This window comes from Brachybacterium phenoliresistens, from assembly GCF_039530785.1.
Classification (GTDB): Bacteria; Actinomycetota; Actinomycetes; order Actinomycetales; family Dermabacteraceae; genus Brachybacterium; species Brachybacterium phenoliresistens.
Genome location: NZ_BAAAOW010000001.1, coordinates 66347 through 91210, shown reverse-complemented (window position 1 = coordinate 91210; position 24864 = coordinate 66347). Strand labels below are relative to the sequence as shown.

The 24864-nt window shown below is 72.9% G+C and carries 23 protein-coding genes; 11 read left to right on the top strand and 12 right to left on the bottom strand.

The genetic code is table 11. From position 1 onward, the window contains the following. Window positions 1–22 precede the first annotated feature (22 nt). The 4 genes from ABD234_RS00415 to ABD234_RS00400 form a co-directional block, all read right to left on the bottom strand. On the bottom strand, window positions 23–1426 hold the full coding sequence (locus tag ABD234_RS00415; RefSeq protein WP_084148192.1) for an RNA polymerase sigma factor: 1404 nt from the start codon (window positions 1424–1426) through the stop codon (window positions 23–25). Window positions 1427–1562: 136 nt separating this feature from the next. Further along, window positions 1563–1976, bottom strand: a complete 414-nt coding sequence (locus ABD234_RS00410; protein WP_038370338.1) for a universal stress protein — start codon at window positions 1974–1976, stop codon at window positions 1563–1565. Window positions 1977–2130: 154 nt separating this feature from the next. After that, the gene (gene metX, locus ABD234_RS00405; protein WP_051486428.1) at window positions 2131–3279 is read right to left on the bottom strand and encodes a homoserine O-acetyltransferase MetX; all 1149 of its coding nucleotides are present in this window, start codon (window positions 3277–3279) and stop codon (window positions 2131–2133) included. 47 nt (window positions 3280–3326) lie between these two features. Then, the gene (locus ABD234_RS00400; protein ID WP_038370339.1) at window positions 3327–4493 is read right to left on the bottom strand and encodes a hypothetical protein; all 1167 of its coding nucleotides are present in this window, start codon (window positions 4491–4493) and stop codon (window positions 3327–3329) included. 195 nt (window positions 4494–4688) lie between these two features. Here ABD234_RS00400 and ABD234_RS00395 point away from each other — a divergent pair, with 195 nt between their 5' ends. Further along, window positions 4689–5795 (top strand): polyprenyl synthetase family protein, encoded by a 1107-nt coding sequence (locus tag ABD234_RS00395; RefSeq protein ID WP_038370340.1) that lies wholly within the window; start codon window positions 4689–4691, stop codon window positions 5793–5795. Window positions 5796–5857: 62 nt separating this feature from the next. On the opposite strand, the gene ABD234_RS00390 is transcribed toward ABD234_RS00395, so the two are convergent. Further along, window positions 5858–6211: an Rv2175c family DNA-binding protein gene (locus ABD234_RS00390; RefSeq protein WP_232226159.1), complete on the bottom strand. Its 354-nt coding sequence runs from the start codon at window positions 6209–6211 to the stop codon at window positions 5858–5860. Window positions 6212–6333: 122 nt separating this feature from the next. On the opposite strand from ABD234_RS00390, the gene pknB reads away from it, so the two are divergent. Then, window positions 6334–8397, top strand: a complete 2064-nt coding sequence (gene pknB / locus ABD234_RS00385) for a Stk1 family PASTA domain-containing Ser/Thr kinase (protein WP_038370342.1) — start codon at window positions 6334–6336, stop codon at window positions 8395–8397. A gap of 61 nt (window positions 8398–8458) precedes the next feature. Here the strand turns inward: pknB and ABD234_RS00380 are convergent, their stop codons facing one another. Together ABD234_RS00380 and ABD234_RS00375 are read right to left on the bottom strand one after the other, a co-directional pair. Continuing rightward, window positions 8459–9841, bottom strand: coding sequence for a class II 3-deoxy-7-phosphoheptulonate synthase (locus ABD234_RS00380; RefSeq protein ID WP_084148214.1), 1383 nt, complete (start codon window positions 9839–9841; stop codon window positions 8459–8461). A 76-nt stretch (window positions 9842–9917) separates the two neighbouring features. Next, window positions 9918–10631, bottom strand: a complete 714-nt coding sequence (locus ABD234_RS00375) for a lysophospholipid acyltransferase family protein (RefSeq protein WP_038370344.1) — start codon at window positions 10629–10631, stop codon at window positions 9918–9920. Between the two features lie 73 nt (window positions 10632–10704). Between ABD234_RS00375 and ABD234_RS00370 the strand changes: the two genes are divergently transcribed. Further along, window positions 10705–11460 (top strand): alpha/beta hydrolase, encoded by a 756-nt coding sequence (locus tag ABD234_RS00370; protein ID WP_051486429.1) that lies wholly within the window; start codon window positions 10705–10707, stop codon window positions 11458–11460. Further along, window positions 11457–11972 carry a hypothetical protein gene (locus ABD234_RS00365; RefSeq protein ID WP_038370345.1) on the top strand — a complete coding sequence of 172 codons (516 nt, stop codon included), beginning with the start codon at window positions 11457–11459 and terminating at the stop codon, window positions 11970–11972. The genes ABD234_RS00370 and ABD234_RS00365 overlap by 4 nt, the downstream gene beginning before the upstream one ends. Window positions 11973–12009: 37 nt before the next feature. Here the strand turns inward: ABD234_RS00365 and ABD234_RS00360 are convergent, their stop codons facing one another. After that, entirely contained in the window at window positions 12010–12945 is a 936-nt protein-coding gene (locus ABD234_RS00360) for an ROK family glucokinase (protein WP_038370346.1), read from the bottom strand. A 168-nt stretch (window positions 12946–13113) separates the two neighbouring features. Between ABD234_RS00360 and ABD234_RS00355 the strand changes: the two genes are divergently transcribed. From ABD234_RS00355 to ABD234_RS00345, 3 genes are all read left to right on the top strand, one after another. Next, window positions 13114–14925, top strand: a complete 1812-nt coding sequence (locus ABD234_RS00355) for an AMP-dependent synthetase/ligase (protein WP_038370347.1) — start codon at window positions 13114–13116, stop codon at window positions 14923–14925. 79 nt (window positions 14926–15004) lie between these two features. Further along, a complete protein-coding gene (locus ABD234_RS00350; protein WP_038370348.1) occupies window positions 15005–16672 on the top strand; it encodes a DEDD exonuclease domain-containing protein in 1668 nt (555 codons plus the stop codon). Between the two features lie 96 nt (window positions 16673–16768). Then, window positions 16769–17050 (top strand): Lrp/AsnC family transcriptional regulator, encoded by a 282-nt coding sequence (locus ABD234_RS00345; RefSeq protein ID WP_038370349.1) that lies wholly within the window; start codon window positions 16769–16771, stop codon window positions 17048–17050. A gap of 37 nt (window positions 17051–17087) precedes the next feature. On the opposite strand, the gene trpD is transcribed toward ABD234_RS00345, so the two are convergent. Then, a complete protein-coding gene (gene trpD, locus ABD234_RS00340; protein ID WP_038370350.1) occupies window positions 17088–18170 on the bottom strand; it encodes an anthranilate phosphoribosyltransferase in 1083 nt (360 codons plus the stop codon). Between the two features lie 244 nt (window positions 18171–18414). On the opposite strand from trpD, the gene ctaE reads away from it, so the two are divergent. From ctaE to qcrB, 4 genes are all read left to right on the top strand, one after another. After that, the gene (gene ctaE, locus ABD234_RS00335) at window positions 18415–19119 is read left to right on the top strand and encodes an aa3-type cytochrome oxidase subunit III (RefSeq protein ID WP_051486430.1); all 705 of its coding nucleotides are present in this window, start codon (window positions 18415–18417) and stop codon (window positions 19117–19119) included. 67 nt (window positions 19120–19186) lie between these two features. Beyond that, entirely contained in the window at window positions 19187–19987 is an 801-nt protein-coding gene (qcrC, locus tag ABD234_RS00330; protein ID WP_038370351.1) for a cytochrome bc1 complex diheme cytochrome c subunit, read from the top strand. 8 nt (window positions 19988–19995) lie between these two features. Beyond that, window positions 19996–21054: a cytochrome bc1 complex Rieske iron-sulfur subunit gene (gene qcrA, locus ABD234_RS00325; RefSeq protein WP_038370581.1), complete on the top strand. Its 1059-nt coding sequence runs from the start codon at window positions 19996–19998 to the stop codon at window positions 21052–21054. Between the two features lie 4 nt (window positions 21055–21058). Next, window positions 21059–22729 carry a cytochrome bc1 complex cytochrome b subunit gene (gene qcrB / locus ABD234_RS00320; RefSeq protein ID WP_038370352.1) on the top strand — a complete coding sequence of 557 codons (1671 nt, stop codon included), beginning with the start codon at window positions 21059–21061 and terminating at the stop codon, window positions 22727–22729. 347 nt (window positions 22730–23076) lie between these two features. On the opposite strand, the gene ABD234_RS00315 is transcribed toward qcrB, so the two are convergent. From ABD234_RS00315 to ABD234_RS00305, 3 genes are all read right to left on the bottom strand, one after another. Then, a complete protein-coding gene (locus tag ABD234_RS00315; RefSeq protein ID WP_038370583.1) occupies window positions 23077–23838 on the bottom strand; it encodes a class I SAM-dependent methyltransferase in 762 nt (253 codons plus the stop codon). Between the two features lie 183 nt (window positions 23839–24021). Beyond that, window positions 24022–24297, bottom strand: a complete 276-nt coding sequence (locus tag ABD234_RS00310) for a hypothetical protein (RefSeq protein ID WP_051486431.1) — start codon at window positions 24295–24297, stop codon at window positions 24022–24024. 150 nt (window positions 24298–24447) lie between these two features. After that, complete coding sequence (locus ABD234_RS00305; protein WP_038370353.1) at window positions 24448–24864, bottom strand: cytochrome c oxidase subunit 4; 417 nt, start codon at window positions 24862–24864, stop codon at window positions 24448–24450.

Sequence of the window (24864 nt, the reverse complement as noted above, 5' to 3'; positions counted from 1 at the left end):
GGTCATGCGTGCGGCGAGGAGCTCAGTCGAGGTAGTCGCGCAGCACCTGCGACCGCGAGGGGTGACGCAGCTTGCTCATCGTCTTCGACTCGATCTGGCGGATCCGCTCGCGGGTCACGCCGTAGACCTTGCCGATCTCGTCGAGGGTCTTGGGCTGGCCGTCCTCGAGGCCGAAGCGCATGGAGACGACGCCCGCCTCCCGCTCGGAGAGGGTGTCCAGCACCGAGTGGAGCTGCTCCTGCAGGAGGGTGAAGCTCACCGCGTCCGCGGGGACGACGGCCTCGGAGTCCTCGATCAGGTCGCCGAACTCGCTGTCGCCGTCCTCGCCCAGGGGCGTGTGCAGGGAGATGGGCTCGCGGCCGTACTTTTGGACCTCGACGACCTTCTCGGGGGTCATGTCGAGCTCCTTGGCGAGCTCCTCCGGGGTGGGCTCGCGCCCGAGGTCCTGGAGCATCTGGCGCTGCACGCGGGCGAGCTTGTTGATGACCTCGACCATGTGCACGGGGATGCGGATGGTGCGGGCCTGGTCGGCCATGGCGCGGGTGATCGCCTGACGGATCCACCACGTCGCGTAGGTCGAGAACTTGTAGCCCTTGGTGTAGTCGAACTTCTCGACCGCACGGATCAGACCGAGGTTGCCCTCCTGGATCAGGTCCAGGAACAGCATGCCGCGGCCGGTGTACCGCTTGGCGAGGGAGACGACCAGGCGGAGGTTCGCCTCGAGCAGGTGATCCTTCGCGGCGCGGCCGTCCTCGACGATGATCGCGAGCTCGCGGCCGGCCTTGGTGCGCACGATCGACTCGTCGCGCTTGAGCTGCTGCTCCGCGAAAAGGCCCGCCTCGATGCGCTCGGCGAGCTCGACCTCCTGGGCCGCGTTCAGCAGGGCGACCTTTCCGATCTGCTTGAGGTAGTCCTTGACCGGATCGGCGGTCGCGCCGGCGGTGACGACCTGCTGGGCCGGGGCGTCGTCGTCGGTGGCGGTGAAGACGAAGCCGCCGGCGGCCTCGGCCTCGGTGTCCTTGGCCGCCGTGTCCTTGGAATCCTTGGACTCGTCCTCGGTCACCTCGTCCTCGCGCGGCTCCTCGGCCCCGTCCGGGGCCTCGGAGGCGGAAGTCTTGGCCGCGGCGGCCTTGCTGGTCCTCTTCGCAGGAGCCTTGCGCGGGGCCTTCTTCGCCGCAGCGGACTTCCCGGGCTGCTCCTCGGACACGGCCGCGTCCTCCCCGGCGGGGGTCGAGGTGCTCGTGCTCCGCGAGGTGGAGGTGGTCTTGGTCTTCGTGGGAGGGGTCACGCAGTTCCTTCTTCCGGCGGGCAGAGCGAGGGCTGCCTCGCAGTGCACAGGCGTTCGGTGGTCGGCGAGGCTCAGGGCACCGGCGTGGGCGCGAGCAGGGGGACACGGACTCGCGGCGCTCTGACGGACGGTGCGCATGGGCCTGACAAGTATAACGCCACGAGGGCGTTCCTATTCCCACCGCCCTCCGTCCGGAGGGGCCGCGGGTCACGGGCGGGGATCGGCCGTGGGCGCTGCGGCGTCGTCACCGGCAGCGGGCGGCGCGGGACGAGGATCAGGCGGCGGCGTGGCTGCGCGCCGCATCCTTGACGGCGAGGACGGGGCACGGCGCCCCGAGCAGCACGCGACGGGCTGCGGCGCCGAGGTTCAGCTTGCCGATCGGCGACTTGCGGCGCAGTCCGATCACCAGCAGGCTCGCGGAGACCTTCTGGGCCGCCTCGAGCAGGAACTCCCCCGCGTCGTCGCAGGTGCTGGACAGGACCCGCATCGGGGGCAGCTCGCCCTCGGCGAGCTGGTCGACCTCGGCGCGCACCTGCTCCTCGGTCGGCACGGTCTTGCCCCGCTCGGGGTCGTGGTAGGCGTAGGCCGCGACCACGAGATCCTCCTTCAGGCTGCGCGCTTCGCGGATCCCGGCCCGCAGGGCGGCGGTGCCCTGCGCGGACGGTGCATATCCCACCACGATGCTCATGTTCGATCGGCTCCCCTTCGACGTGCTCCGGACGGTCACCGGCCGGGTGCACGGTCGCACACCTGCGCCGTCCGCGCGACCCGATCGGCCCCCAGCTTAGCGCTCCCGGCACGACGCCGTCGCACCGGTGCGACGGCCGTGCTCCGGGTCCGGCTCAGGCGTCCTCGAGGAGATGGGCGATCCACCGCTCCAGATCGGGATTGGTCACCAGGAAGGCGTCGTGGCCGATGGGCGAGGTCTCGACCCTCCAGGTCGCTCCCGGCACGCCGTCGCGGATCTCCCGCACGAGCGGGACCGGGAAGAGACGATCGGACTCGATCGCCACGACCAGGGTCCGCGCGGTGATCCGGGCGAGGCCCGCAGCCGTCCCGCCCCGACCGCGTCCCACGTCATGGCTGTTCATGGTCCGGACCAGCACGCGGTAGGAGTTCGCGTCGAAGCGGCGGGCCAGCTTCGTCGCATGGTGGTCCAGGTAGCTGGTCACCTGCGGATAGTCGGGCCGTTCGCGCCCGTCCGTTCCGGGCTGGAGGCGGTTGCCGAAGCGCTCCTCGAGCTCGAGGGCGCTGCGGTAGGTGGTGTGCGCGATCCGCCGTGCGACGCCGAGGCCGCGGTGCGGGCCGGAGCCGTCGGGCTGGTCGTAGTAGTCGCCGCCGAGGAAGCCGCCGTCGGCCTCGATCGCGGCCAGCTGGGCGCTGTTCCAGGCGATCTGGTCGGCGCTGGCCCGGGCGCTCGTCGCGATCACGGCCAGGCGCTCGACCTGATCCGGCAGCGTGGCCGCCCATTCCAGGGCCCGCATCCCGCCCATGGACCCGCCGATGACCAGGGCCCACCGCGAGACCCCCAGCGCCCGGCTCAGCAGGGCCTCGGCGGCGACCTGGTCGCGCACCGTGATGCCGGGGAAGCGGGAGGCCCAGCGCCGGCCGTCGGGCGCCGGGCTGGCGGGGCCGGTCGAGCCCTGGCAGCCGCCGAGCACGTTGGGGGCGACGACGAAGTAGCGGTCGGTGTCCACCGGGCGCCCGGGGCCGACCAGCTCCTCCCACCAGCCGGCGGTGGGGTGCGCCGCCGAGGCGGGGCCCCGGACATGGGAGTCCCCGGTCAGGGCATGGAGCACGAGGACGGCGTTGTCGCCCGCGGGCGACAGCTCGCCCCACGTCTCGTAGGCGAGGGTCACGTCCGGCAGCACGCTCCCCGACTCCAGCGGGAGGTCGCCCAGCGGGGCGAAGAGACGTGCGCCGGGCCCCTGGTCGGGGGTCCAGGCACCGGAGGCGGGAACGAGCTGTGTGCGTGGCTGCACGGTCGTCATCGCGCCCCTCTCCTCGGCGGCTCCGACGGGACGGCGGCTGCGGCGGCTCAGGTGCGCGCATGCCATGCCGGCCGGATCGGGGCCATGGTCATCTGGTCCAGACAGAGTGCCAGACCGTGGTCCGGCAGGTCTTCCAGCACCTCCTGCGCGAGCTCCGCCGCCGTGGCGTACCGCAGGTTCCACCAGGCGAGCACGGACAGCACGCAGGTGAGGGAGACCCATGCCTGGTCGGCATGGCCCGGCCCTCCCGTCCCCTGCGGATCCCGGGCCAGCCGACGCAGCGTCCCGAGCCCTTCATACCAGTGACCACCTGCGCAGATGCGCTGATGAGGTCGCGCCGACGGGTCCGTCAGCATGGCGTCGACGCCGGCACCGGAGCTGAGCTCGCGGCCCTTGTGGGACGGGAACGCGAGAGCCAGGAGCGTGTCGATCGCATCGACCGCATCGCAGAGATCCAGGAACGCCGCGACGTGTTCACAGTCCGTCATGTGCTCGTCGGTGCCGGGCCGGTGGGCCCCGCGCGCGAGGCGCGAGAGGGCCGCCAGGGCCCGCTCCCAGGCCAGCTCCAGCGGAGGCGCCGGCAGCCGTCCGCGCAGGGCGGCGATCCGAGGCCGGGCCTCCTCCAGCGCGGCCTCGACCTGGGGGCGGTCCACCGGCAGCGTGCGCCCCTCGGCAACGGCCTGCGCGGCCACGAGGGTGGAGTCCAGCGGCGGCAGGACCTCCGGAGGGCCGATCGCGAGATCGAAGGAGGGCTCCTCCCCTCGACCGGCCCCCGGGACCGGGCGCAGGAGGACGTCGATCGCCCGCTCGTGGGCGAGCACCCACAGCTCGGGGATGTCGAAGGGGTGCGGCGCGCGCTCGCTCGCCGTGGCGAGGACGAGAGCGCACCAGCCGATCGCCTCGGCGACATCGGCCTCACGGGGGCCCCTCTCGTAGCCGTCGCCGAGGACCACCAGGCCGAAGGCGCCCGTGCAGCCCTGGCGCGCCATCTGGTCCAGCAGGTCCTCGACCAGCTCGGCCTGCGGTCCGCCGTGGTCCTCCACGGGGATGCGGGTGACCACGGGGCTCGAGCGCCGGCCGGCGTGCCCGATGAGGATCAGGCAGTCGCGGGCGACGGCGCCCATGGCCATCCGGGCCTCGGCCAGGAGCTCGGCCGGGGAGTCTGCCCGGAGCGTCCGGGCGGGGGTCTGCGCGGTGCGCTGCGAAGTTCTCATACCGAGACGATCCCGGATCCCGCGCTGCCCCGCGGGCCCGGGGCCGGCTCTGTGGACAACCGGCCCGTGCCGGCTGCTGCGCGGCCGATGGGGAGGAGGAGCGACCCGCGCCCCGGCCGCTCGGCCCCGCGGCGGCCGATGCTCCCGCCGCGGCGTGGGAGGATCGAGCGCGTCCGATCTCCGAAGGAGCCCTGCATGCCCGACCACCCCGAGGTCCTGTCCGAGCGCGCCGTCGCCGCGGTGCGCGAGCAGCTGCGCGCCCACCTCGACCGGCAGCGCCAGGTGATGGCCGCCGTCGCGCCGGAGGTCCTGCGCATGGACGAGGATCTCGAGGCCTACCTCGGGGGCGGCAAGATGCTGCGTCCCCTGTTCTGCTACTGGGGCGGGGTCGCCGTCCACGGGGCGGAGCTCTCGGACGGCGCCGCGGCCGACCTCGCCCGCGCCGGCGCCGCCATCGAGCTGGTCCAGGCCGCGGCGCTGCTGCACGACGACGTGATCGACCATTCGCCCACCCGCCGCGGCCGGCCCGCCGCGCACATGGCCGCCGCCGCCCGCCACCGCGCCGATGCGCTCTCCGGCAGCTCCGAGGACTTCGGCGAGGCCTTCGCGATCATCCTGGGCGACCTCGCCCTGGCCTGGTCCGAGCAGCTCTTCTCCGAGATCGACCGGGATCACGCCGTCGCCGGGCGGGAGGAGTTCGACCTGCTGCGCACCGAGGTCATGGGCGGGCAGTACCTGGACGTCCTCCACCAGGCCGGGGGGTTCGCCTCGGCGGGCACCCCGGAGGAGGCGGCGATGGCCGTGATCCGGTGGAAGACCGTCCCCTACACCGTCCTGCGACCGCTGCGCATGGGGGCCGCGCTGATGGGGGCGAGCACGCCGCAGCTCGACCTGCTGGAGCGCTGGGCCGTCGCCATCGGCACCGCGTTCCAGCTGCGGGACGACCTGCTCAGCGTGGTCGGGGACCCGCAGCGGACGGGAAAGCCCGTGGGCGGCGACATCGTCGAGGGGAAGCGCACGGTCGTCCTCGCCCGGGCGCTCGAGGCCGCCGATGCGGGCCAGCGCGCGGCGCTGGAGGCCGCGCTCGGCGATCCGTCCGCGGATCCCGAGGCGATCGCCGCGGCCCATGCGGTGCTGGTGGGCACCGGAGCCGTGGACAGCGTGCGGGCGGACGTGGAGCGCCTGGCCCGGGAGGCGGCGGCGCTGATGGACGCGGACGACCTGCTCCGCCCGCTGGGCCGCGCAGGGCTCGGCGCCCTCGCGGACGCGGCCACCGACCTGTCGGTGCTGCGGCCCTCCTGAGACGGAGCGCCCAGGTCAGAAGGCGAGCGCCTGGGCGGCCCTCCTGAGGCGGAGCGCCCAGGTCAGAAGGCGAGCGCCTGGGCCCGTCGGCGCACCTCGCCGCGCTGCCCGCGGCGCAGATGGTCGATGGGGCGGCCGGGGAGCGTCTCGTCCTCGGTGAAGAGCCAGGCGAGGATCTCCTCGTCGGCGAAGCCGCCGTCGCGCAGGACGGTGATGGTCCCGGCCAGGTGCGGGGCGATCTCCCCGTCGACGATCAGCTCCGCGGGGACGGAGCGGACCACGGGATCGCCGCGGCGGATCGAGATGAGCTGGCCCTCGTCGATCAGACGGCGGACCTTGGAGACCTCCACGCCGAGCTTCTCGGCGGCATCGGGCAGGTTCAGCCACGCGGGGATGAGGGAGTCGAGAGCGTTCACCGCACCAGGGTGCCACATCCGGCGGCGTCCCCGGGGCCCGGAGGTGGGGGGCTTGTGAGGGAAACGTGCGCGCCGCTGTGTCGCACGGGGATCCTCGCCGCGCACGGACCTACAGTGGCAGCGTGAGCGCTCAGCCGACGACCTCTCCCGACACCGGGATGCTGCTCGACGGCCGCTACCGGGTCGGGGAGCTCGTCGCCCGGGGCGGGATGGCCTCCGTGCATCGGGGGCACGACCAGCGACTGGACCGCAGCGTCGCCCTCAAGATCATGCATCCCCACCTCGCGGTGGACGAGGAGTTCCGCCGCCGGTTCGCCCGGGAGGCGCGCAGCGTCGCCCGTCTCGCCCACCGTCACGTGGTCGGCGTGTTCGACCAGGGCGAGGACGGAGACCGCATCTACCTGGCCATGGAGCTGGTCGAGGGCGGGACGCTGCGCAACCGCATCTCCCGGCAGGGCCAGCTGACGGTCCGGGACGCGCTCGAGGTGACCGGGGCGGTGCTGGAGGCGCTCTCGGCCGCCCACCGCGCCGGCATCGTGCACCGGGACATCAAGCCGGAGAACATCCTCCTGTCCGACGACGGCCAGGTGAAGGTCGCCGATTTCGGGCTCGCCCGGCTGATCGGCACGGCCGCGTCCTCGGCGACCGGGACCCTGCTGGGCACGGTCGCCTACGTCAGCCCCGAGGTCGTCACGCGCGGGGTCAGCGACGAGCGCAGCGACCTCTACTCCCTGGGCGTGGTGCTCTACGAGATGCTCGTGGGCACGCAGCCCTACACCGGCGAGGCGGCGGTGCACATCGCCTTCCAGCACGTGCACGAGGACATCCCCGCCCCCTCGCTGCGGGCTCCGCACGTCCCCCAGGGCGTGGACTCCCTGGTCACCTGGTGCTGCGCGCGCACCCCCTCCTCGCGTCCGGCGAGCGCCGAGGAGGCGCTGGAGAGCGTGCGGGACCTCCTGCGCACCGTCCCCGACAGCGTGCTGGACGCGGCACCGCTCACCGCCGAGCGGGTGCACACCCAGGACCTGCCGCACCTGACCGCGAGCCTGGACGAGGTCGACCTCGCCCAGGACGGCGCCGTGCGCTCCTTCCCGGAGGGGCTCGCCGCCCGGGCGCAGCGGTCGCTGGGCGACGCAGAGCCCGGCGCGGACGGCGAGGCCGCGGCCGGCGCCCCCGCGGGCCGGGATCCCGACGGGCCGGACGACGCGGATCTGGGCGCCGTGGACCTGCACGTCCCGCTCCCCCGCGTCCCCGACGGCCGCCATCTCGCCGTGCCGCGGCGCGGCCCCTCGCCGGCGGTGCGCATCCTCGGGCTCGCCGCGGTCCTGGCCCTGCTGGCCGGGGCGGGCCTCGCCGGATGGCGCTGGTACGCGACGGCGGGCCCCGGCGGCGACCGCGTCGTCCCCGTGCTCCAGGGGGAGCAGCTCGCGGACGCCGAGGCGGAGCTCGCCTCGCGGGACCTCGGCACGCGGACCCAGGAGCAGTTCAGCGACTCGGTCCCGGCCGGGGAGATCATCTCCGCCTCCCCCGAGCCCGGCGCCGTCATCAAGCGCGACACCCCGGTGACGATCATCGTGTCCACCGGGCCGCAGACCTTCGCCGTGCCCGACGTCACCGGCCAGGACCTGGAGACCGCCACCGCCGCCCTCGAGGACGCGGGGTTCGTCCTCGCGCAGGGCGAGCCCGCCTACTCCGAGGACGTCCCCGAGGGCTCGGTGATCTCCCAGTCCACCCCGGGCGATGCCGAGGCCCTGCCCGCCGGGGGCGTCGTCACCGTCGTCCTCTCGCAGGGCCGCGAACCGATCCCGGTCGCCGACCAGCGCGGCAAGGGCTACGACACCGCGACCGCACAGCTCGAGGACGCCGGCCTGCAGGTGACCACCAGCTGGGCGTTCTCCGCGACCGTGCCGCGCGGTGCGATCATCTCCCAGGATCCCGTGGGCGGCACGCTGCATCGCGGGGACACCGTCTCGCTGGTGATCTCGAAGGGGCAGGAGCTGGTCACGGTCCCCGCGGTGACGGGGAGCACGGAGGCCGAGGCCCGTGCCGCCCTGGAGGCGGCGGGCCTGCAGGTGGTGGTGAGCAAGCCCGCCGGCACCCCCGCCACGGCCCTCGTGTCCGCGCAGTCCGAGGTCGAGGGGACCCGGCTGGCCAAGGGCTCGACCGTCACCATCACGCTCCCCTGAACCCGGACGCGGACGGGCCCTCCCGCCGCGCGGCAGGAGGGCCCGTCCCGGGCGGCGCGGGTCAGCGCCTGCCGAGCATCTCCGCGACGAGGAAGGCCAGCTCGAGGGACTGCTGGTGGTTCAGGCGGGGATCCACCAGGGTCTCGTAGCGGCGCTCGAGCCCGGCCTCGTCGATCTCCCCGGCCCCGCCGAGGACCTCGGTGACGTCGTCGCCGGTGAGCTCCATGTGCAGCCCGGCCGGAACCGTGCCCGCGGCACGGTGCACCTCGAAGAAGCCGACGACCTCGTCCACGATGTCCTCGAAGCGGCGGGTCTTGTAGCCGTTGGAGGAGGTGATGGTGTTGCCGTGCATCGGGTCCGTGACCCAGGCGACCTGCGCCCCGGCATCACGCACGCCCTCGACCAGGCGCGGTAGGCGCTCGCGGATCTTCGAGGCGCCCATGCGGGTGACGAAGGTGAGGCGGCCGGGCTCGCGCTCGGGGTCGAGCTTGTCGATCAGCCGCAGCGCGTCGTCCACGCTCGCCTCCGGCCCGAGCTTCACGCCGATCGGGTTGCGGATGCGGGACATGAACTCCACGTGCGCCCCGTCCAGCTGGCGGGTGCGCTCGCCGATCCACAGGAAGTGGCCGGAGCAGCCGTAGATCTCACCGGTGCGGGAATCGATGCGGGCGAGCGCCTCCTCGTAGTCCAGCAGCAGCGCCTCGTGCGAGGAGTAGAACTCGACGACCTTGAGCGCGTCGAAGTCCGCGCCGATCGCGGCCATGAAGCGGATCGCCTTGTCGATCTCCGCGGCGAGCTGCTCGTACCGGTCGTACCCCGGCCCGGAGATGAAGCCCTGGTTCCAGGAGTGCACCTCGCGCAGGTCGGCGAAGCCTCCGCTGGTGAACGCGCGCAGGAGGTTCAGCGTCTGGGCGCTGGTGGTGTACGTCTTCCACAGCCGCTCCGGGTCCGGGACCCGGGACTGCTCGGTGAAGGCGTAGCCGTTGACCGCGTCGCCGCGGTAGGTGGGCAGGGTGACCCCGTCCCGGGTCTCGGTGTCCGCGGAGCGGGGCTTGGCGAACTGGCCGGCCATCCGGCCCATCTTCACCACGGGCACGGAGGCCCCGTAGGTGAGCACGGCGGACATCTGCAGGATCGTGCGGATCTTGTTGCGGATCCGGTTGGCGCTGGAGTCCTCGAACGTCTCGGCGCAGTCTCCTCCCTGCAGGAGGAAGGCCTCGCCCGTGGCGGCGGCCGCCAGTCGATGGCGCAGCACGTCGACCTCGCCGGCGAACACCAGCGGCGGAGCCGAGCGGAGGGCGCCGAAGACCCGGCCGAGCTCGGCCTCGTCGGGCCACGTCGGCTGCTGGACACGGGGCAGCTCGCGCCACGAGCCGAGGGCCGCCAGCTCGTCGCTGGAGGCGGACAGGTCGAAGTCGTGCGCCCGGGCCGGGCTGTCGCGCAGGAATGAGTTCACCCCACCAGGGTAGGCGATCGGGCGTCACGTCCCGTGCCGGGCCCGGGCGCTGGACGCGGACGGCTCAGGCGTCCCGGGACCCGTCCTGCGACGCCGCCTTCTGCCGCGCCTTGACCACGGTCGCGTACTCGTCGACGTACTCCTGGCCGGACATCGCGCGGATCGCCGCGATGACCTCGTCGGTGACGCGGCGCAGCACCTCGGCCTCGGACAGCCCGGCGCTGCGCGCGATCACGCCCTCCACGTCGACCGGCTCCCCGACCAGCGCGACGATGCGGGGCCGCCGGCGCGGCAGGAGGCGGCCCTGGCTGGCCTCGAAGGCGCCGATCATCGCGACCGGCACGACCGGGGCGCCGGAGGCCAGCGCCAGGCGGGCGACACCGGTCTTGCCCCGGTACAGCCGCCCGTCCGGGCTGCGGGTGCCCTCGGGGTAGATCCCCAGCACGTCGCCGCGCACCAGCACGCTGAGCCCGGCGTCGATCGCGCCCTGCGCGGCGCCGCCGCCGGAGCGGTCCACGGGCATCACCCGCAGCTGGCGCATGATCGCCCCGATGATCCGGGCCGGCACGGAGCGGCCATGGAAGAGATCCGCCTTGCCCAGGAAGTGCACGGTCCGCTCGAGCTGCGCGGGCAGGAAGACGGTGTCGGCCCACGAGAGGTGGTTGCTGGCCAGGATCACCGCACCCGTGCGCGGGATCCGTTCCGCCCCGCGGATCCGCGGGGCCCAGACCAGCCGCATGACGGCGGCGACCGGCGGCTTCGCGAGCTCATACAGCATCTGGGGGCACCTTCGAGGGGTCGCAGGGAGCGGGCCGCATGCGATCGGCGTCCTGGGGTGCGACGATGGACCCATGGCGTTCAGCGAACTGTCCCGCCCCTGGCGCATGCGAGGCGACTATAACCCGCGCGGCGGGCTCCTCCTGTGCCACGGGTTCACCGGGGCGCCGCAGTCGATGCGCCCCTGGGCGGAGCACCACGCCGCCGCGGGGTGGGAGGTGTCCCTGCCTCTGCTGCCCGGCCATGCGACCACGTGGCAGGAGATGACCCGCACCACCCGCCACGACTGGTACGGCGAGGTCCGGCAGGCGGCGCTGGAGCTGCTCGAGCGGCACGAGCGGATCGCCGTGGCGGGGATGTCCATGGGCGGCACGCTGTCCCTCGCCCTGGCCCAGGACCCGATGATCGCGCCGCGCCTGCGGGCTCTGGCGCTGGTCAACCCCGCGGCGACGGTGCCCCGGGCCGCAGTCCTCGCGCCCGTCCTGTGGCCCCTGGTGCGCTCCCTGCCGGCGATCGCCTCGGACATCGCCGCCCCGGGGCAGATCGAGGAGGCCTATGAGCGCACGCCCCTGCGATCGGTCGCCCAGCTGCGGGCGCTCACCGCGCAGGTGCGCCGCGCGCTGCACCGCGTCAGGACTCCCCTGCTCCTGGCGACCTCCCCGCAGGACCATGTCGTCGATCCGCGCGACAGCGACCTCATCGCCGCGCGGGTCGGCGGGGCGGTGGAGCGCCTGCGCCTTCCCGACAGCCATCACGTGGCGACCCTCGATCACGACGCCCCGCGCTTCTTCGAGGCCTCGCTGCGCTTCCTCGAGGAGACGCCCCGATGACCGAACGGCCATCCGCCCGTCCTCCCCATCGGGACGACGACGAGATCGCGGCGGAGTTCGCCCGCATCCTCAACGACGAGGGGCTCGCCCTGCGCCCCGGGACCGCCCCGCACGAGCCTCCTGCCCTGCCCCCGGCGTCCTCGGGCAGCGCGGACTCCCCGCCGTCGCCGACGCCCGAGGAGCGGGAGGCCCACCGCGCCCGGGCGCGGGCGGCGCACCCGTCCTCCCGGCGGCTGCCGCCGGAGAGCTCGCCCGAGGACGCGGACGACGACGTCCTGCTCGGGGATTTCGAGCCGCCGGACCCCGACATCGCCCCGCCGTCGGACGGGGCGATGTGGGCCTGGGGCGCGCTGATCGCAGGGGTCGTCATGCTCCTGCTGACGGCCACCACCGACCTGCTGCCGTCCTGGTGCGGGCCGCTGGGCGGGGCGATCGCCGTCGGCGGCCTGGTGGCCCTGCTGCTGCGGGTCCCCCGGGGCCGGGACCCGTTCGACGACGGCGCCCAGGTCTAGCGCGGGGCCGGGGCCGCCCGACCCCGCGGACGAGGGCTCAGCGGGCCAGGTCGGCCGCTCCGATCATCCCGGCCTCGTTCCCGGTGCTGGCCACGACGAACGGGGCCAGGGTCCGATGCGCCCGGGCGGTGAGGTGGCGGTCGTAGGCGTCGCGCGCGGGGTCCAGCAGCAGATCGCCCGCCGCAGAGACGCCGCCGCCGATCACGATGGTCCCCGGGTCCAGCAGGGCCGCGATGCTCGCGGCCCCGAAGCCGAGCCACTCGCCCAGGTGGGCCAGCAGCGCCCGAGCGCCCGCATCGCCCTGCTCGGCGAGGTGGGTGATCAGCGGGCCGTCGATCTTCTTCGGGTCGCCGTCCGCCGCGGCCAGCAGCGGGGCGTAGAGCTCGTGTCCGGTCCGGGCACGGCGGCGCGCCGAGCGCACCAGCGCCGTCCCGGAGGTGTACTGCTCCAGGCATCCCTGGCGGCCGCAGCCGCACCACTGCCCATCGGGCACCGCGGTCATGTGGGCGACCTCGCCGGCGAAGCCGCCCTCGCCGCGCACCAGGCCGCCCTCGAGGACGAGCGCGCCGCCGAGGCCGGTGCCGACGGTGAGCATGAGCATGTTGCGCGAGTCACGGGCCGCGCCGAAGCGGTACTCGGCCCAGCCCGCCGCGTTGGCGTCGTTCTCCACCACGACCGGCAGGTCCAGCTGCGACTCGACGTCATCGGCCAGCGCGCAGTCCCGCCAGGCGAGGTTCGCGGCGAACACGACCGTGCGCCGGTCGGAGCCGACGAATCCGGCGGCGCCGATGCCCACGCCGACGACCTGGTGCGAGGCCTGGAGCTCGCGCACGGCGTCGACCACGGCGTCCTCGATCAGCTCCGGGTCCGTGGCCGGCGTGCGCCGGGTGGTGCGGTCGAGGATGCGGCCGTCCTCGTCGACGACTCCCGCCGCGATCTTGGTGCCGCCGATGTCGACGCCGATGGAGAGCATGTGCGTTTCCTTCCGCAGTGGCCGGACGGGCCGGGGCGGCCCGACGGGGCCCTGAACGGGACCATGCTAGAGCGCCGCTGGCCTACACTGTGATTCGCGCCGTGCGCCGACGCCGGTGTCCGCGCATCGGACATCGTCCGCAGCCGTGACCTCGTCGAAGGAGATTCCGTGAGAGAGTTCGGGACACCCGCCAAGCACACGAGCCGGGAGGACGAGAACGCCACCGATCTCCTCCTCGAACGGCATCGGCAGTACCCCGGGATCGCCCTGTTCGAGGTGGCCGGGGCCGACGGCCGCCGGGTTCCCATGACCTCCGCGCAGTTCCTCGGTGCGGTGCGGGCGCTGGCCAAGGGCCTCCTCGCCGCGGGCCTCGAGCAGGGGGACGTGGTCGCGATCATGTCGCGCACCCGCTACGAATGGGTGCTGGCGGACTGGGCCGTGTGGTTCGCCGGCGGCGTGTCCGTCGCCGTCTACGAGACCTCCTCCCCCTCGCAGGTCCAGTGGATCGCCGGGGACTCCGGCGCCCGGTTCGCGATCGTCGAGAGCACGCGCCACGCGCAGGACTTCGCCTCCGTGCGCGGCGAGCTGCCCGCCCTCGAGCAGATCTGGACCATCGACGACGGCGACCTCGACGCCCTCGCGGCCTCCGGCGCGGAGATCGACGACGCGGACCTGGAGGCGGCCCGGACCGCCCGCACCCTCGCGGACACGGCGACCCTCATCTACACCTCCGGGACGACCGGCCGCCCCAAGGGCGCCGAGCTCACCCACGGCAACTTCGTGGACACCTCCCGCGCCGCGATCACGCAGTTCGGCGAGTCGGTGCTGCCGCCCGGCTCCCGGGCGCTCATGTTCCTGCCCCTGGCCCATGTCTTCGCGCGCCTGCTCTCGGTGACCCAGGTCGCCGCCGGTGCGACCACGGCCTTCACCCCGGACACCAAGAACCTGCTGGGCGACCTGGCCGACTTCCGGCCCACGTTCCTGCTGGCGGTCCCGCGGGTGTTCGAGAAGGTCTACAACAGTGCCGAGCAGAAAGCCATCGCCGGCGGCAAGGGGAAGATCTTCGCGCTGGCGGCCAGGACCGCCGTCTCCTACTCGCAGGCCCTGTCGGCCGGCCGGGTCTCCCCCGTGCTGAAGGCCAAGCACGCCGTCTTCGACAAGCTCGTCTACGGGAAGCTGCGCGACGCCATGGGCGGGCAGGTGCGATGGAGCGTCTCCGGCGGCGCGCCCCTGGGCGAGCGCATCTCGCACTTCTTCCGCGGCATCGGCGTGACGATCCTGGAGGGCTACGGCCTGACCGAGACCACCGCGCCGGTCAGCGTGAACCCGCCCTGGGACCCGCGGCCGGGCACGGTCGGACCGCCGCTGCCCGGCGTCACCGTCGCGATCTCCGAGAGCGGGGAGGTGCTGGTCAAGGGCGTGGTCGTGTTCAAGGGCTACCACGGCAACCCCGAGGCGACCGCCGAGGCGCTCCGGGACGGCTGGTTCCACACCGGGGACATCGGGTCCCTCGACGAGGACGGCTACCTCTCCATCACGGGGCGCTCCAAGGAGCTGATCGTCACCGCCGGGGGCAAGAACGTCTCCCCGGCCGTGCTCGAGGACCGCCTCCGCGCCCATCCGCTGATCAGCCAGTGCATGGTGGTCGGCGACCAGAAGCCGTTCATCGCGGCGATCCTCACCCTGGACGCGGAGATGCTCCCCACCTGGCTGAAGAACCACGACCAGCCCGAGCTGTCGGTGGCCGAGGCCGCGGGCAACGAGGCCGTCCGCGCCGAGCTGCAGCGGGCCGTGGACTCGGCCAACGAGGCGGTCTCGCGCGCCGAGTCGATCCGCACCTTCGAGGTCATCGACACCGACTTCACCGAGGAGAACGGCTACCTGACCCCCTCGCTGAAGCTGAAGCGCAATGTCGTGAGCAAGGACTACTCGGAGATCATCGAGCGGATCTACTCCGGCACGAAGCCGCCGACCGCCTGATCCCGCGCGGCCCCGCCGCACCGGCGCCCCGCCCTCCGGCCCCCGGCCGGATGTCGGGGCGCCGCCGTATCCTGCGGGCATGAGCTCCCCGACCCGTCGACCTCGCCGCCTGCGCGGGCAGCTCTCCCTCGAGGACCTGGGCACCCCCCTGCCGGAGGCGGAGCTCGTCGTGGTGGACCTCGAGACCACGGGCACGGACCCCGCGCACGACGCCATCACCGAGATCGGGGCGGTCCGGCTGCGCGGCGGGGAGGTGCTCGGCGAGTTCCGCTCCTTCGTCGATCCCGAGCGCCCCATCCCGGCCTACGTCGCGAGCCTGACCGGGATCAGCGACGCCACGGTCGCCGGAGCGCCGCGCATCCAGGCCGTACTGCCGATGTTCCTGGACTTCGCCCACGACGCCGCCCTCGTCGCGCACAACGCCCGCTTCGACGTGTCCTTCCTGCGCGCGCAGGCCGCCCGCATCGGCGTGGGCTGGCCCGACCCGCAGGTGCTGGACACCCTGCTGCTGGCGCGGCAGGTGTTCGGTCGCGACGAGGTGCGCGACCACAAGCTCTCGACCCTGGCCGCGCATGTGGGTGCGAGCGTGGCCCCGGACCACCGGGCCCTCTCGGACGCGAGGGCGACCGTGGACGTCCTGCACGCGATCATCGAGCGTCTGGGCCCGCACCGCGCCGGCACCCTCGAGGACCTCGCCTCGGCGCATCGCACGGTCGCCCCCGTGCAGCTGCGCAAACGGCACCTGGCCGCCGACGTCCCCGCCGGGCCCGGGGTCTACCAGTTCCTCGGCGAGGGGGACCAGGTGCTGTACGTGGGCACCTCCGGGGACCTGCGCACCCGGGTGCGCACCTACTTCTCCGCCTCCGAGCGGCGGCGCAAGGTGCTGGACATGCTGCCGCGCGCCCAGCGCATCCGGACCATCTCCTGCGCCAGCGCCCTCGAGGCCTCGGTGCGGGAGCTGCGCACCATCGCCGCCGAGCAGCCGCCGGCCAACCGGCACGGGCTGAAGCCGGAGAAGGCGCTGTGGCTGCGTCTGGGTCCCGGCGCCGAGGGGCTCCGGGCCGCGCGCCTGGCCCGGGACGAGTCCGACGGCTCCGCGCACATCGGCCCCCTGCGCTCGCGCCACGACGTCGAGCCGCTGCGGGGGCTGCTGTCCGACGCCGTCCTCGGGCGCGGCGCCGCCTTCGAGGGGCGGTCCCCCGCCCGCACGATCGCCTCCGCCCACCACGAGGCCCTGCGCACGGTTATGGTCCAGGACCCGCGGGCCGTGGTGGACCATGCCACCGCACGGATGCGGCGCTTCTCCGCGGACGGCCGCTACGAGGACGCGGCCCGCGTGCGCTCCCTCGCCGAGACGTACCTGCGGGCCGCCGAGCGCGCCGCGCGGCTGCGGGCGATCCGTGCCTGCGACCTGCTGGTGGCCGCGCGGCCCCACGAGGACCGACGCAGCGGGGCCCGCAGCTGGGAGCTGCTCGCCGTGCGCGGCGGCCGCTTCGCCGGAGCGGCGATGGTGCCGATGGCCGCCGACCCCCTGCCGGTGGCGCGCTCCCTCGCCGCGACGGGGACCGGCGAGTCCGCGCTGTGCACGCCGATGTGCCAGGGCTACCACCAGGAGACCGAGCTGCTGCTGCGCTGGCTGGACGAGGACGGGGTGCGGATCGTCCTGCGCGAGGGCGTCTGGCTCTCCCCCGCCCGGGCGCGCTTCGACATGGCGCAGCTGCAGGAGAGCTACGCACGCACGCACTAGGGTGGGCGCTGGGCCGATCATCCCCCGCCGCGGGCGCCCGCCCCGGCGCGCGAGGACGCGGCCGGCAGCACCCACCACCCCGCAGCAGGAGGCACCATGATCACCGCCATCGTCTCGATCATCGTCGACGGCCGTCTCATCCCCGAGGTCGCCGAGCAGGTCGTCGACATCCCCGCGGTCGACCAGGTCTACTCGGTCACCGGGGACGTGGACCTCATCGCCGTGGTGCGGGTGCGCGAGCACGAGGAGCTCGCCGCCGTCATCGCCGACCGGATCGGGAAGGTCGAGGGGGTCCTGGACACGACGACGAACATCGCCTTCAAGACCTACTCGAAGACCGACCTGGACGCCGCCTTCGATCTGGGCATCGACGGCTGAGGCAGCACGGGCAGCGGCCGCCCCCGCCCCGCAGGAATCAGCGCTGCGCGTCGAAGGCGCGCTGGGAGGCGGCCGCCCAGCGCTCCAGGACGCCGGCCGCCGCGCCCGCGTCCAGCGCGGCCGACGCCTCCTGGTAGCCGGCCACGAAGCGCTCCGCGAAGCCGTCGTCCTCGCCCTGGTCGATGCCGTCGTGGGCCACCAGGCCCGCCGCGGCGTTCAGCAGCACCGCCTCCCGGATCGGGCCCATGCGACCGCTCCGCTCCCCGGCGAAGACCTGCCGGGCGACCTCGGCGTTCTCCTCGGCCGTCCCGCCGCGCAGCGCGCCGATGGGGCTGCGGGGCACCCCGAGCAGCGCCTCCGGGTCCAGCACGTGCTCGCGGATCGTGCCGCCCCGCACCTCCCAGATGTCGCTGGGCGACTGCACCGTGATCTCGTCCAGCCCGTCCTGGCCGCGGAACACCAGGGCGCTCGTCCCCCGCTCGGCGAAGACGCCGGCGACGGTCGGGGCCATGACGGCGTCGGCCACGCCCACCGCGCCCGCCCGCGGCCGTCCCGGGTTGGTGATCGGCCCGAGGAAATTCAGCACGGTGGGGACGCCCAGCCCCTTGCGCGCCTCGGCGGCATGGCGCATCGACGGATGGAACAGCACGGCGAACAGGAAGGTGATCCCGACCTCCTCGACCATCGCGGCGACGTCGGGGACCGGCAGATCCAGGCGCACGCCGAGCACCTCGAGCACGTCCGCGGAGCCGCTGCGCGAGCTCGAGGCCCGGTTGCCGTGCTTGACGACCCGGCGGCCCGTCGCGGCGATCACCACGGAGGCCATCGTGGAGATGTTCACGGTGCTGGCGAGGTCCCCGCCGGTGCCGACGATGTCCACGGCGTGGCGCGGCACCTCGATGGGGCGCGCGTGCTCGACCATCACATCGGCCAGCGCGGCGAGCTCGGCGCTGGTGACGCCCTTGGAGGCCAGGGCGACCAGGAAGCCCGCCAGCTGCACGGAGGTGGCGGCCCCGTCCATCAGCTCGCCCATCGCCCACGCCGCCCAGTCCGCGGGAAGGTCCTCTCCGCGCACCAGATGGGAGGTCAGGACCGGCCACGTGGGGGATGTCGCACTCATGGCGCCATTCTGGCATCCGCGGGCCGCCGCAGGCGCGATCGTCCCGTCCCGGACGGCCTGCCGGGGCACCGCGCCGCACCGGCACGGACAGGTGTCCGTCACAGCACGTGCACGGGCGCGTGTCCGGGTTCATGACAGCTTGTCAGGAGCGATATGCTGGCCGGGACCGTGGGGCGATGCCCCCGGTGCGCCCGGATGTCGTGTTCCGGCGGCACCGAATCTGACGACACGACATAATGGTGACGTGACTACAGCGACTTTGCCCCAGCGCTCGCCCGCGGTCCCGGCCGTCGGCCGCCCCAATGCCACGCAGGTCGGCACGCTCGTCTGGCTGTCCAGCGAGCTCATGTTCTTCGCCGGCCTGTTCGCGATGTTCTTCACGCTGCGCGCGATGGCTCCGGAGACCTTCTACGAGGGCGAGGGGCACTTCACCCACGGCTTCGCGATGGTCAACACCGCGATCCTGGTGTTCAGCTCCGTCACCTGCCAGATGGGCGTGTGGATGGCCGAGGGCCACCTCCCCTGGACCGGCAGCTTCGAGCCGCGGCGCCGCCGCACCGGGTCGATCTTCAACCTCGCGGGCTGGGGCATGGTCGAGTGGTACACGCTCACCTTCGTCCTGGGCTCCGTGTTCGTCGCCGGCCAGGCCTACGAGTACACCGAGCTCATCCACCACGGCGTGACGCTGTCCTCCTCGCCGTTCGGCTCGGTCTTCTACCTCTCGACCGGCTTCCACGGCCTGCACGTGGTCGGCGGCCTGATCGCCTTCCTGTTCGTCCTCGCCCGTGCCTTCGCCGCGGAGAAGTTCACGCACCACGAGCAGGTCAGCGCCATCTGCATCTCCTACTACTGGCACTTCGTGGATGTCGTGTGGATCGGCCTGTTCAGCATCGTGTACCTGCTCGACCCGATCATGGGCCACGTCCCGTGGAACCTCTCGGTCTTCTGATGCCGCCCGCCGCCGCCCCGCATCTCCTCAGCTCCCCACGCCCCACCCACGAATCGAGGTCCACACCGTGAAGGCACTCGCCGCGCGCCGTCATCATCCGATGGCGCTACTCGTGATCCTGTTGCTCGCGCTGGTCGCGACCGGTGGGCTCTACGCCGCCTTCCAGCCCCGGACCGCGCAGGCCGAGACGTACACCGCCGACGACATCCAGCAGGGCGAGGCCCTGTTCCTGGCCAACTGCGCGACCTGCCACGGCCGCAGCGGCGAGGGCCTCCAGGATGCCGACGGCAACACCCTCGGCCCGTCGCTGATCGGCGTGGGCGCCGCCGCCGTCGACTTCCAGGTCGGCACCGGCCGCATGCCCATGGAGAACTCCGGCGCGCAGGCGTGGCGCAAGCCGCCGCAGATGAACGAGGAGCAGACCCGGCAGCTGTCGGCGTACGTCGCCTCGCTCGGCCCCGGCCCGTCGCTGCCCGACGAGCAGTACCTCGACCCCGCCAACGGCGACGCCACCAAGGGCGGCGAGATCTTCCGCATCAACTGCGCCATGTGCCACAACGCCGCCGGCGCCGGCGGTGCCCTGACCCGAGGCAAGTTCGCGCCCACGCTCGACGGCGTGGAGCCGAAGCATGTCTACGAGGCCATGGAGACCGGGCCCCAGAACATGCCCGTCTTCAACGACGACAACCTGACCGCGCAGGACAAGAACGACGTCATCGCGTACCTGCATGCGCTCGAGGAGAACGGCTCGCCCGGCGGCCTGTCCCTCGGCTCCCTGGGCCCCGTCACCGAGGGCCTGTACGCGTGGACCATCATCCTGTCCCTGCTGACCGCCTGCGCCGTGTGGCTGGGGGCGAAGGCCAAGTGAGCACCGAGATGACCGACAACCTCGACGGCACCACCCCTGCGAAGGGCGTCAGCGCCATCGCCCCCAAGGAGGGCGGCGGCTTCCCGAACCCGGGGCTGCCCCCGCACGTCCACCGCCAGGCGGACACCGACAAGCGCGCCGAGAAGCGCGCCGAGAAGATCGTCGCGGGCATGTTCGTGCTCTCGATCCTGGGCACGGTCCTGTTCATCGCCTCGTACTTCGTCTTCACTCCGATGGACACGAACCTCCTCGCGGAGGGCGGCACGCTGCGCGCCGTCTTCTGGTCCAATCTGTTCACGGGCCTCGGCCTGGCGATCGCGGTGTTCTTCATCGGCGCCGCGGCCGTGCACTGGGCCAAGACCCTCATGCCCGACGACGAGATGGTCGAGGAGCGGCACGCCACCCGCAGCTCCGACGAGTCGCGCGATCGCGCGGTGGAGATCATCACCGGCGGCCTGCAGGAGTCCGGCATCGCCCGCCGCCCCGTGATCGTCACCGCCATGGTCGGAGCGCTCGCCGCGCTGCCCATCGCCGTGCTGGCGCCGCTGTCGACCCTGGGCCCGCTGCCCGGGAACAAGCTGCACCACACCTTCTGGAAGCCGGGCATGCGCCTGACCCGCGACCATGACGGCACGCCCATCCGGGCCGACGAGGTCGCCATGAACTCGATCTTCCACGTGATGCCCGAGGGCCTGACCGAGGAGACGCCCCACTTCCTCAACGAGCGCGCGAAGGCGGCCGCGGTCATCGTCCGCATCGACCCGGCCATCGGCAAGAACGAGGAGAGCCTGGCCAACGGCCACCAGGGCATCCTCGCCTTCTCGAAGATCTGCACGCACGTGGGCTGCCCCGTGGCGCTGTACGAGCAGCAGACCCACCACATGCTGTGCCCGTGCCATCAGTCGACGTTCGACGTCACCGATGCCGCGAAGGTGATCTTCGGCCCCGCCCACCGCCCGCTCCCCCAGCTGCCGATCGAGGTCGACGCCGAGGGCTACCTGGTGGCCACGGGCGACTTCCCCGAACCGATCGGCCCCAGCTTCTGGGACCTCCACAAGGACAAGTGATCACGTGACGACCACGACTCCCTCCTCCCAGAAGCAGGACGCGCAGCCCGGTCGCGTGGCACGGCTCGGCGCCGTGGGCGGCGACTGGCTGGACCAGCGCACCGCCGGCGGCGGCCTGGTCAAGTTCCTCGGCCGGAAGATCTTCCCGGACCACTGGTCCTTCATGTTCGGCGAGGTGGCGCTGTACAGCTTCGTCATCCTGCTGGTCTCCGGCACGTTCCTGACGATGTTCTTCGTCCCCTCGATGGACGAGGTCGTCTACGACGGCGTGTACGGGCCGATGCAGGGCGCGCACATGTCGCGCGCCTTCGAGTCGACGCTTCATCTCTCCTTCGAGGTCAAGGGCGGGCTGCTGTTCCGCCAGATGCACCACTGGGCCGCGCTGGTGTTCATGGTCGCGATCTTCGTGCACATGTTCCGCGTGTTCTTCACCGGTGCGTTCCGCAAGCCCCGTGAGCTTAACTGGCTCGTCGGCTTCTCCCTGATGGTCCTGGGCATGGTCGCCGGCTTCTCCGGCTACTCCCTCCCCGACGACGTGCTCTCCGGCAACGGCCTGCGCGTGGTCGACGGCCTCATGAAGGGCATCCCGATCGTCGGGACCTACCTCTCCATGCTGCTGTTTGGCGGCGAGTTCCCCGGGCACGACATCATCCCGCGTCTGTTCACGATCCACATCCTGCTGGTGCCTGCCGCCATCCTCGGACTGATCGCGATCCACCTGACGCTGCTGGTGCTGTCCAAGCACACCCACTACCCCGGGCCGGGCCGCACCGACCGCAACGTCGTCGGCTTCCCCGTCTTCCCGGTGTACGCGGCCAAGGCCGGCGGGTTCTTCTTCCTCGTCTTCGGGATCATCACCCTGATCTCGGCGACCACGGCGATCAACGCGGTGTGGATCTACGGGCCGTACGACCCCTCCCCCGTGTCCGCGGGCTCGCAGCCGGACTGGTACATGCTGTGGACCGACGGCGGCCTGCGCCTGATCCCGGGCTGGGAGTTCACGATCTTCGGCTACGTCATCTCGCTGAACATCCTGCTGCCGATGGCGATCTACGGCGGGCTGCTGGCCTTCCTCGCGCTCTACCCCTTCCTCGAGGCATGGGTGACCGGGGACGACCGCGAGCACCACGTGCTGGACCTGCCGTACAACAACCCGGTGCGCACGGGCCTGGGCGTCGCCTGGATCACGATCTACCTGATCCTCGCCCTCGGCGCGACCAACGACCTCATCGCCCTCAAGCTGCACCTGTCGATCAACGACCTCACCTGGTTGTTCCGCGTCTCGATCTTCGTGGCGCCGGTGCTCGTCTTCTACATCACCAAGAGACTGTGCATCGCCATGCAGCGCCACAAGCGCGGGCTGGCTCTGCACGGCGTGGAGACGTCGAAGGTGGTCCGCATGCCCAACGGGGAGATGCTCGAGATCCACGAGCCGCTCAACGAGTACGACCGCTGGGTCCTCGTCCAGCACGACGACTTCCGTCCGCTCAAGGCCGGCAAGGGCGTCTCCGCGCTGCGGGCGAAGGCCACGAGCTTCTTCTTCAAGGACTACATCTCGCCGGTCACCCCGGCCGAGCTGCGCGAGGCCCTCGACCACGCGGCCCACGAGAAGCACGAGATCGATGCCGTCACCGGCGGGGACTACACGGTCCCCTCCGCGAAGGTCGGCCACTGACCGACGGATCACCCCTCACGACGGCGGGCCCCGGGAACATTCCCGGGGCCCGCCGTCGTTCTGCGTCCATGCTCATGCTCCGCCGGCGCGCCCACCCGCGCACCGCCCCTCCCCCAGCGGGCGCGGACGCTCCACGGCGGCGCAGCCGACGCCACGTGGCGGCGCAGCCCCGGCCGGCGTCCCGCAGACAGGGAGCTGACCGTCCATGGCAGGGTGCCAGGGCCGATCACCACGAGATGCGGCGCCAACAGTGGAATTACGCTGTTACAGCGCGAGATGCCGAAGTCTGCTGTGCTGTCCGTTCTCCCTGCAGAGCACCGTGAAGAGGCCGGCTCGGCCCCGCCGGATCAGGTCTGCGGGGGCGCGAGGCGGTACACGCTCACGTGGCCGGCCGATTCGGCGGTGAAGGGGCTCTGCTGCCAGTCGGCCCAGCGGTCCTCGAGCTCGAAGCCGGCCAGCTGCGCCATGAGGTCCAGCTCGGAGGGCCAGATGTACCGATGCGGCGTGCGCGTGATGCGGGCGTCCCGGCTGCCGTCGACCTGCGGGTCGAAACGGATGTGATGCGAGATGAGCCTCTGGTCGAGCAGGTCGATGGTGTCCACGAGGAGGTACCCCTCCTCCGAGATCTCGACGGTGCCCCGGTGGCCGGGGGCGAGCGCCCGCAGCTGCGGGACCCAGAGCTCGACGACGAAGCGTCCGCCGGGTGCGAGGTGGCGCGCGGCGTTGCGGAAGCAGGCGACCTGATGCTCCTGGGAGAGCAGGTTCGCGATGGTGTTGAAGACCAGGTAGACGAGGGAGTGCGCGCCGCCCGCGACGGCGGTGGTCATGTCGCCCTGCACGACCGGGATCTGCGCGGCGTCGACCTTCTCGCGCAGCCGCTCGAGCATGGCCTCGGACAGCTCGATGCCCTGCACGGGCACACCGGCGGCGCGCAGCGGGATCGCCACCCGCCCGGTCCCGATCGCGAGCTCCAGCGCGGAGCCGCCCTCGGCGAGACGTGCGAGCGTCTCGACGGTCGGTCCGAGGACCTCGGGGGCGAACATGCCTTCGCCGGGGGTGTCGTACTGCCGGGCGGCGTCCGTGTCCCAGAGCTTCTGCTGATCGATCATGCGGCGATCGTCGCGCATCAACCGAGGAGAGCGCCACCGATTTGTCCGGCACCGGCTCCGGGCCCTCCCCGGAGCATTCCGGGCCCTCCCCGGAGCATCAGGACGCGGCGGCCGCGAGCAGGCACGGCACGGGGCGTGGCCGCGACACGGCACAGGGCACACGAGGCGTGGCCGAGAGGACGCTCAGCGCCGCAGCAGGGCGCCGCGCCCGTCTCCCTGGGCCGGGCCTCCGCCTCGGACGCGGTGGACGAGGTAGCGGGCCGCGATGCGGCTCAGGCCGGGGCGTGCGGCCCGGAGGCGGCGGGCGGCGGCCCGGGGCTTCCGGGCGGCGTCGACGCCGGCGTCGTCGAGGACGTCGCGCGCCCAGGCGATCGCGCCCTCGAGCACGTCCGGCCCCGCGAACTGGACGGTGATCTGCTCCTCCGCCCGCTGGGCGGGGGTCGTGGACGGTCCGATCATCGGGATGCGCCTCCTGGCCGCCGGGCCGCGCGAGGACGGCGCGGACTCGCAGAGCACGGTAGCAGAACGGCTCAGGGCCGGGCACCTGTGCGGTGTCCGGCCCTGAGCCGTCGTCGCTCCCGCGCGGTGTGTCCGCGCCGGAGCGATCTGTCAGTGGGCGTGCTCGTTGCGGGAGAACTCCATCACCCAGCCGCAGACGCCGACGATCACGGGGATCATCCCGAGACCCAGCAGCCACCAGCCGACGGCGACACCGAGGAACGCCATCGCGCAGCCGATCGCTGCCCACAGCGGCCACCAGCTGTACGGCGCGAAGCTGCCCTGGACGCCGGCCTGGGCCGAGACCGGGGCGACCTCGTCCTCCTCCGGCTGGTTCGGGAACTTCTTGGCCGTGATCTGCGTGGTCAGGGCGATGAGGGCAGCCAGACCGGTGGCCATGAGCAGGGCCGGGAAGCCGACCGTCTCGATGCCCATCGGGGCGGCATATCCGGTCATCAGACCGTAGACGACCGCGGCGGCGAGGAAGAACAGCGCGAGGATCCAGAAGATCCGGGACGTGGTACGCAT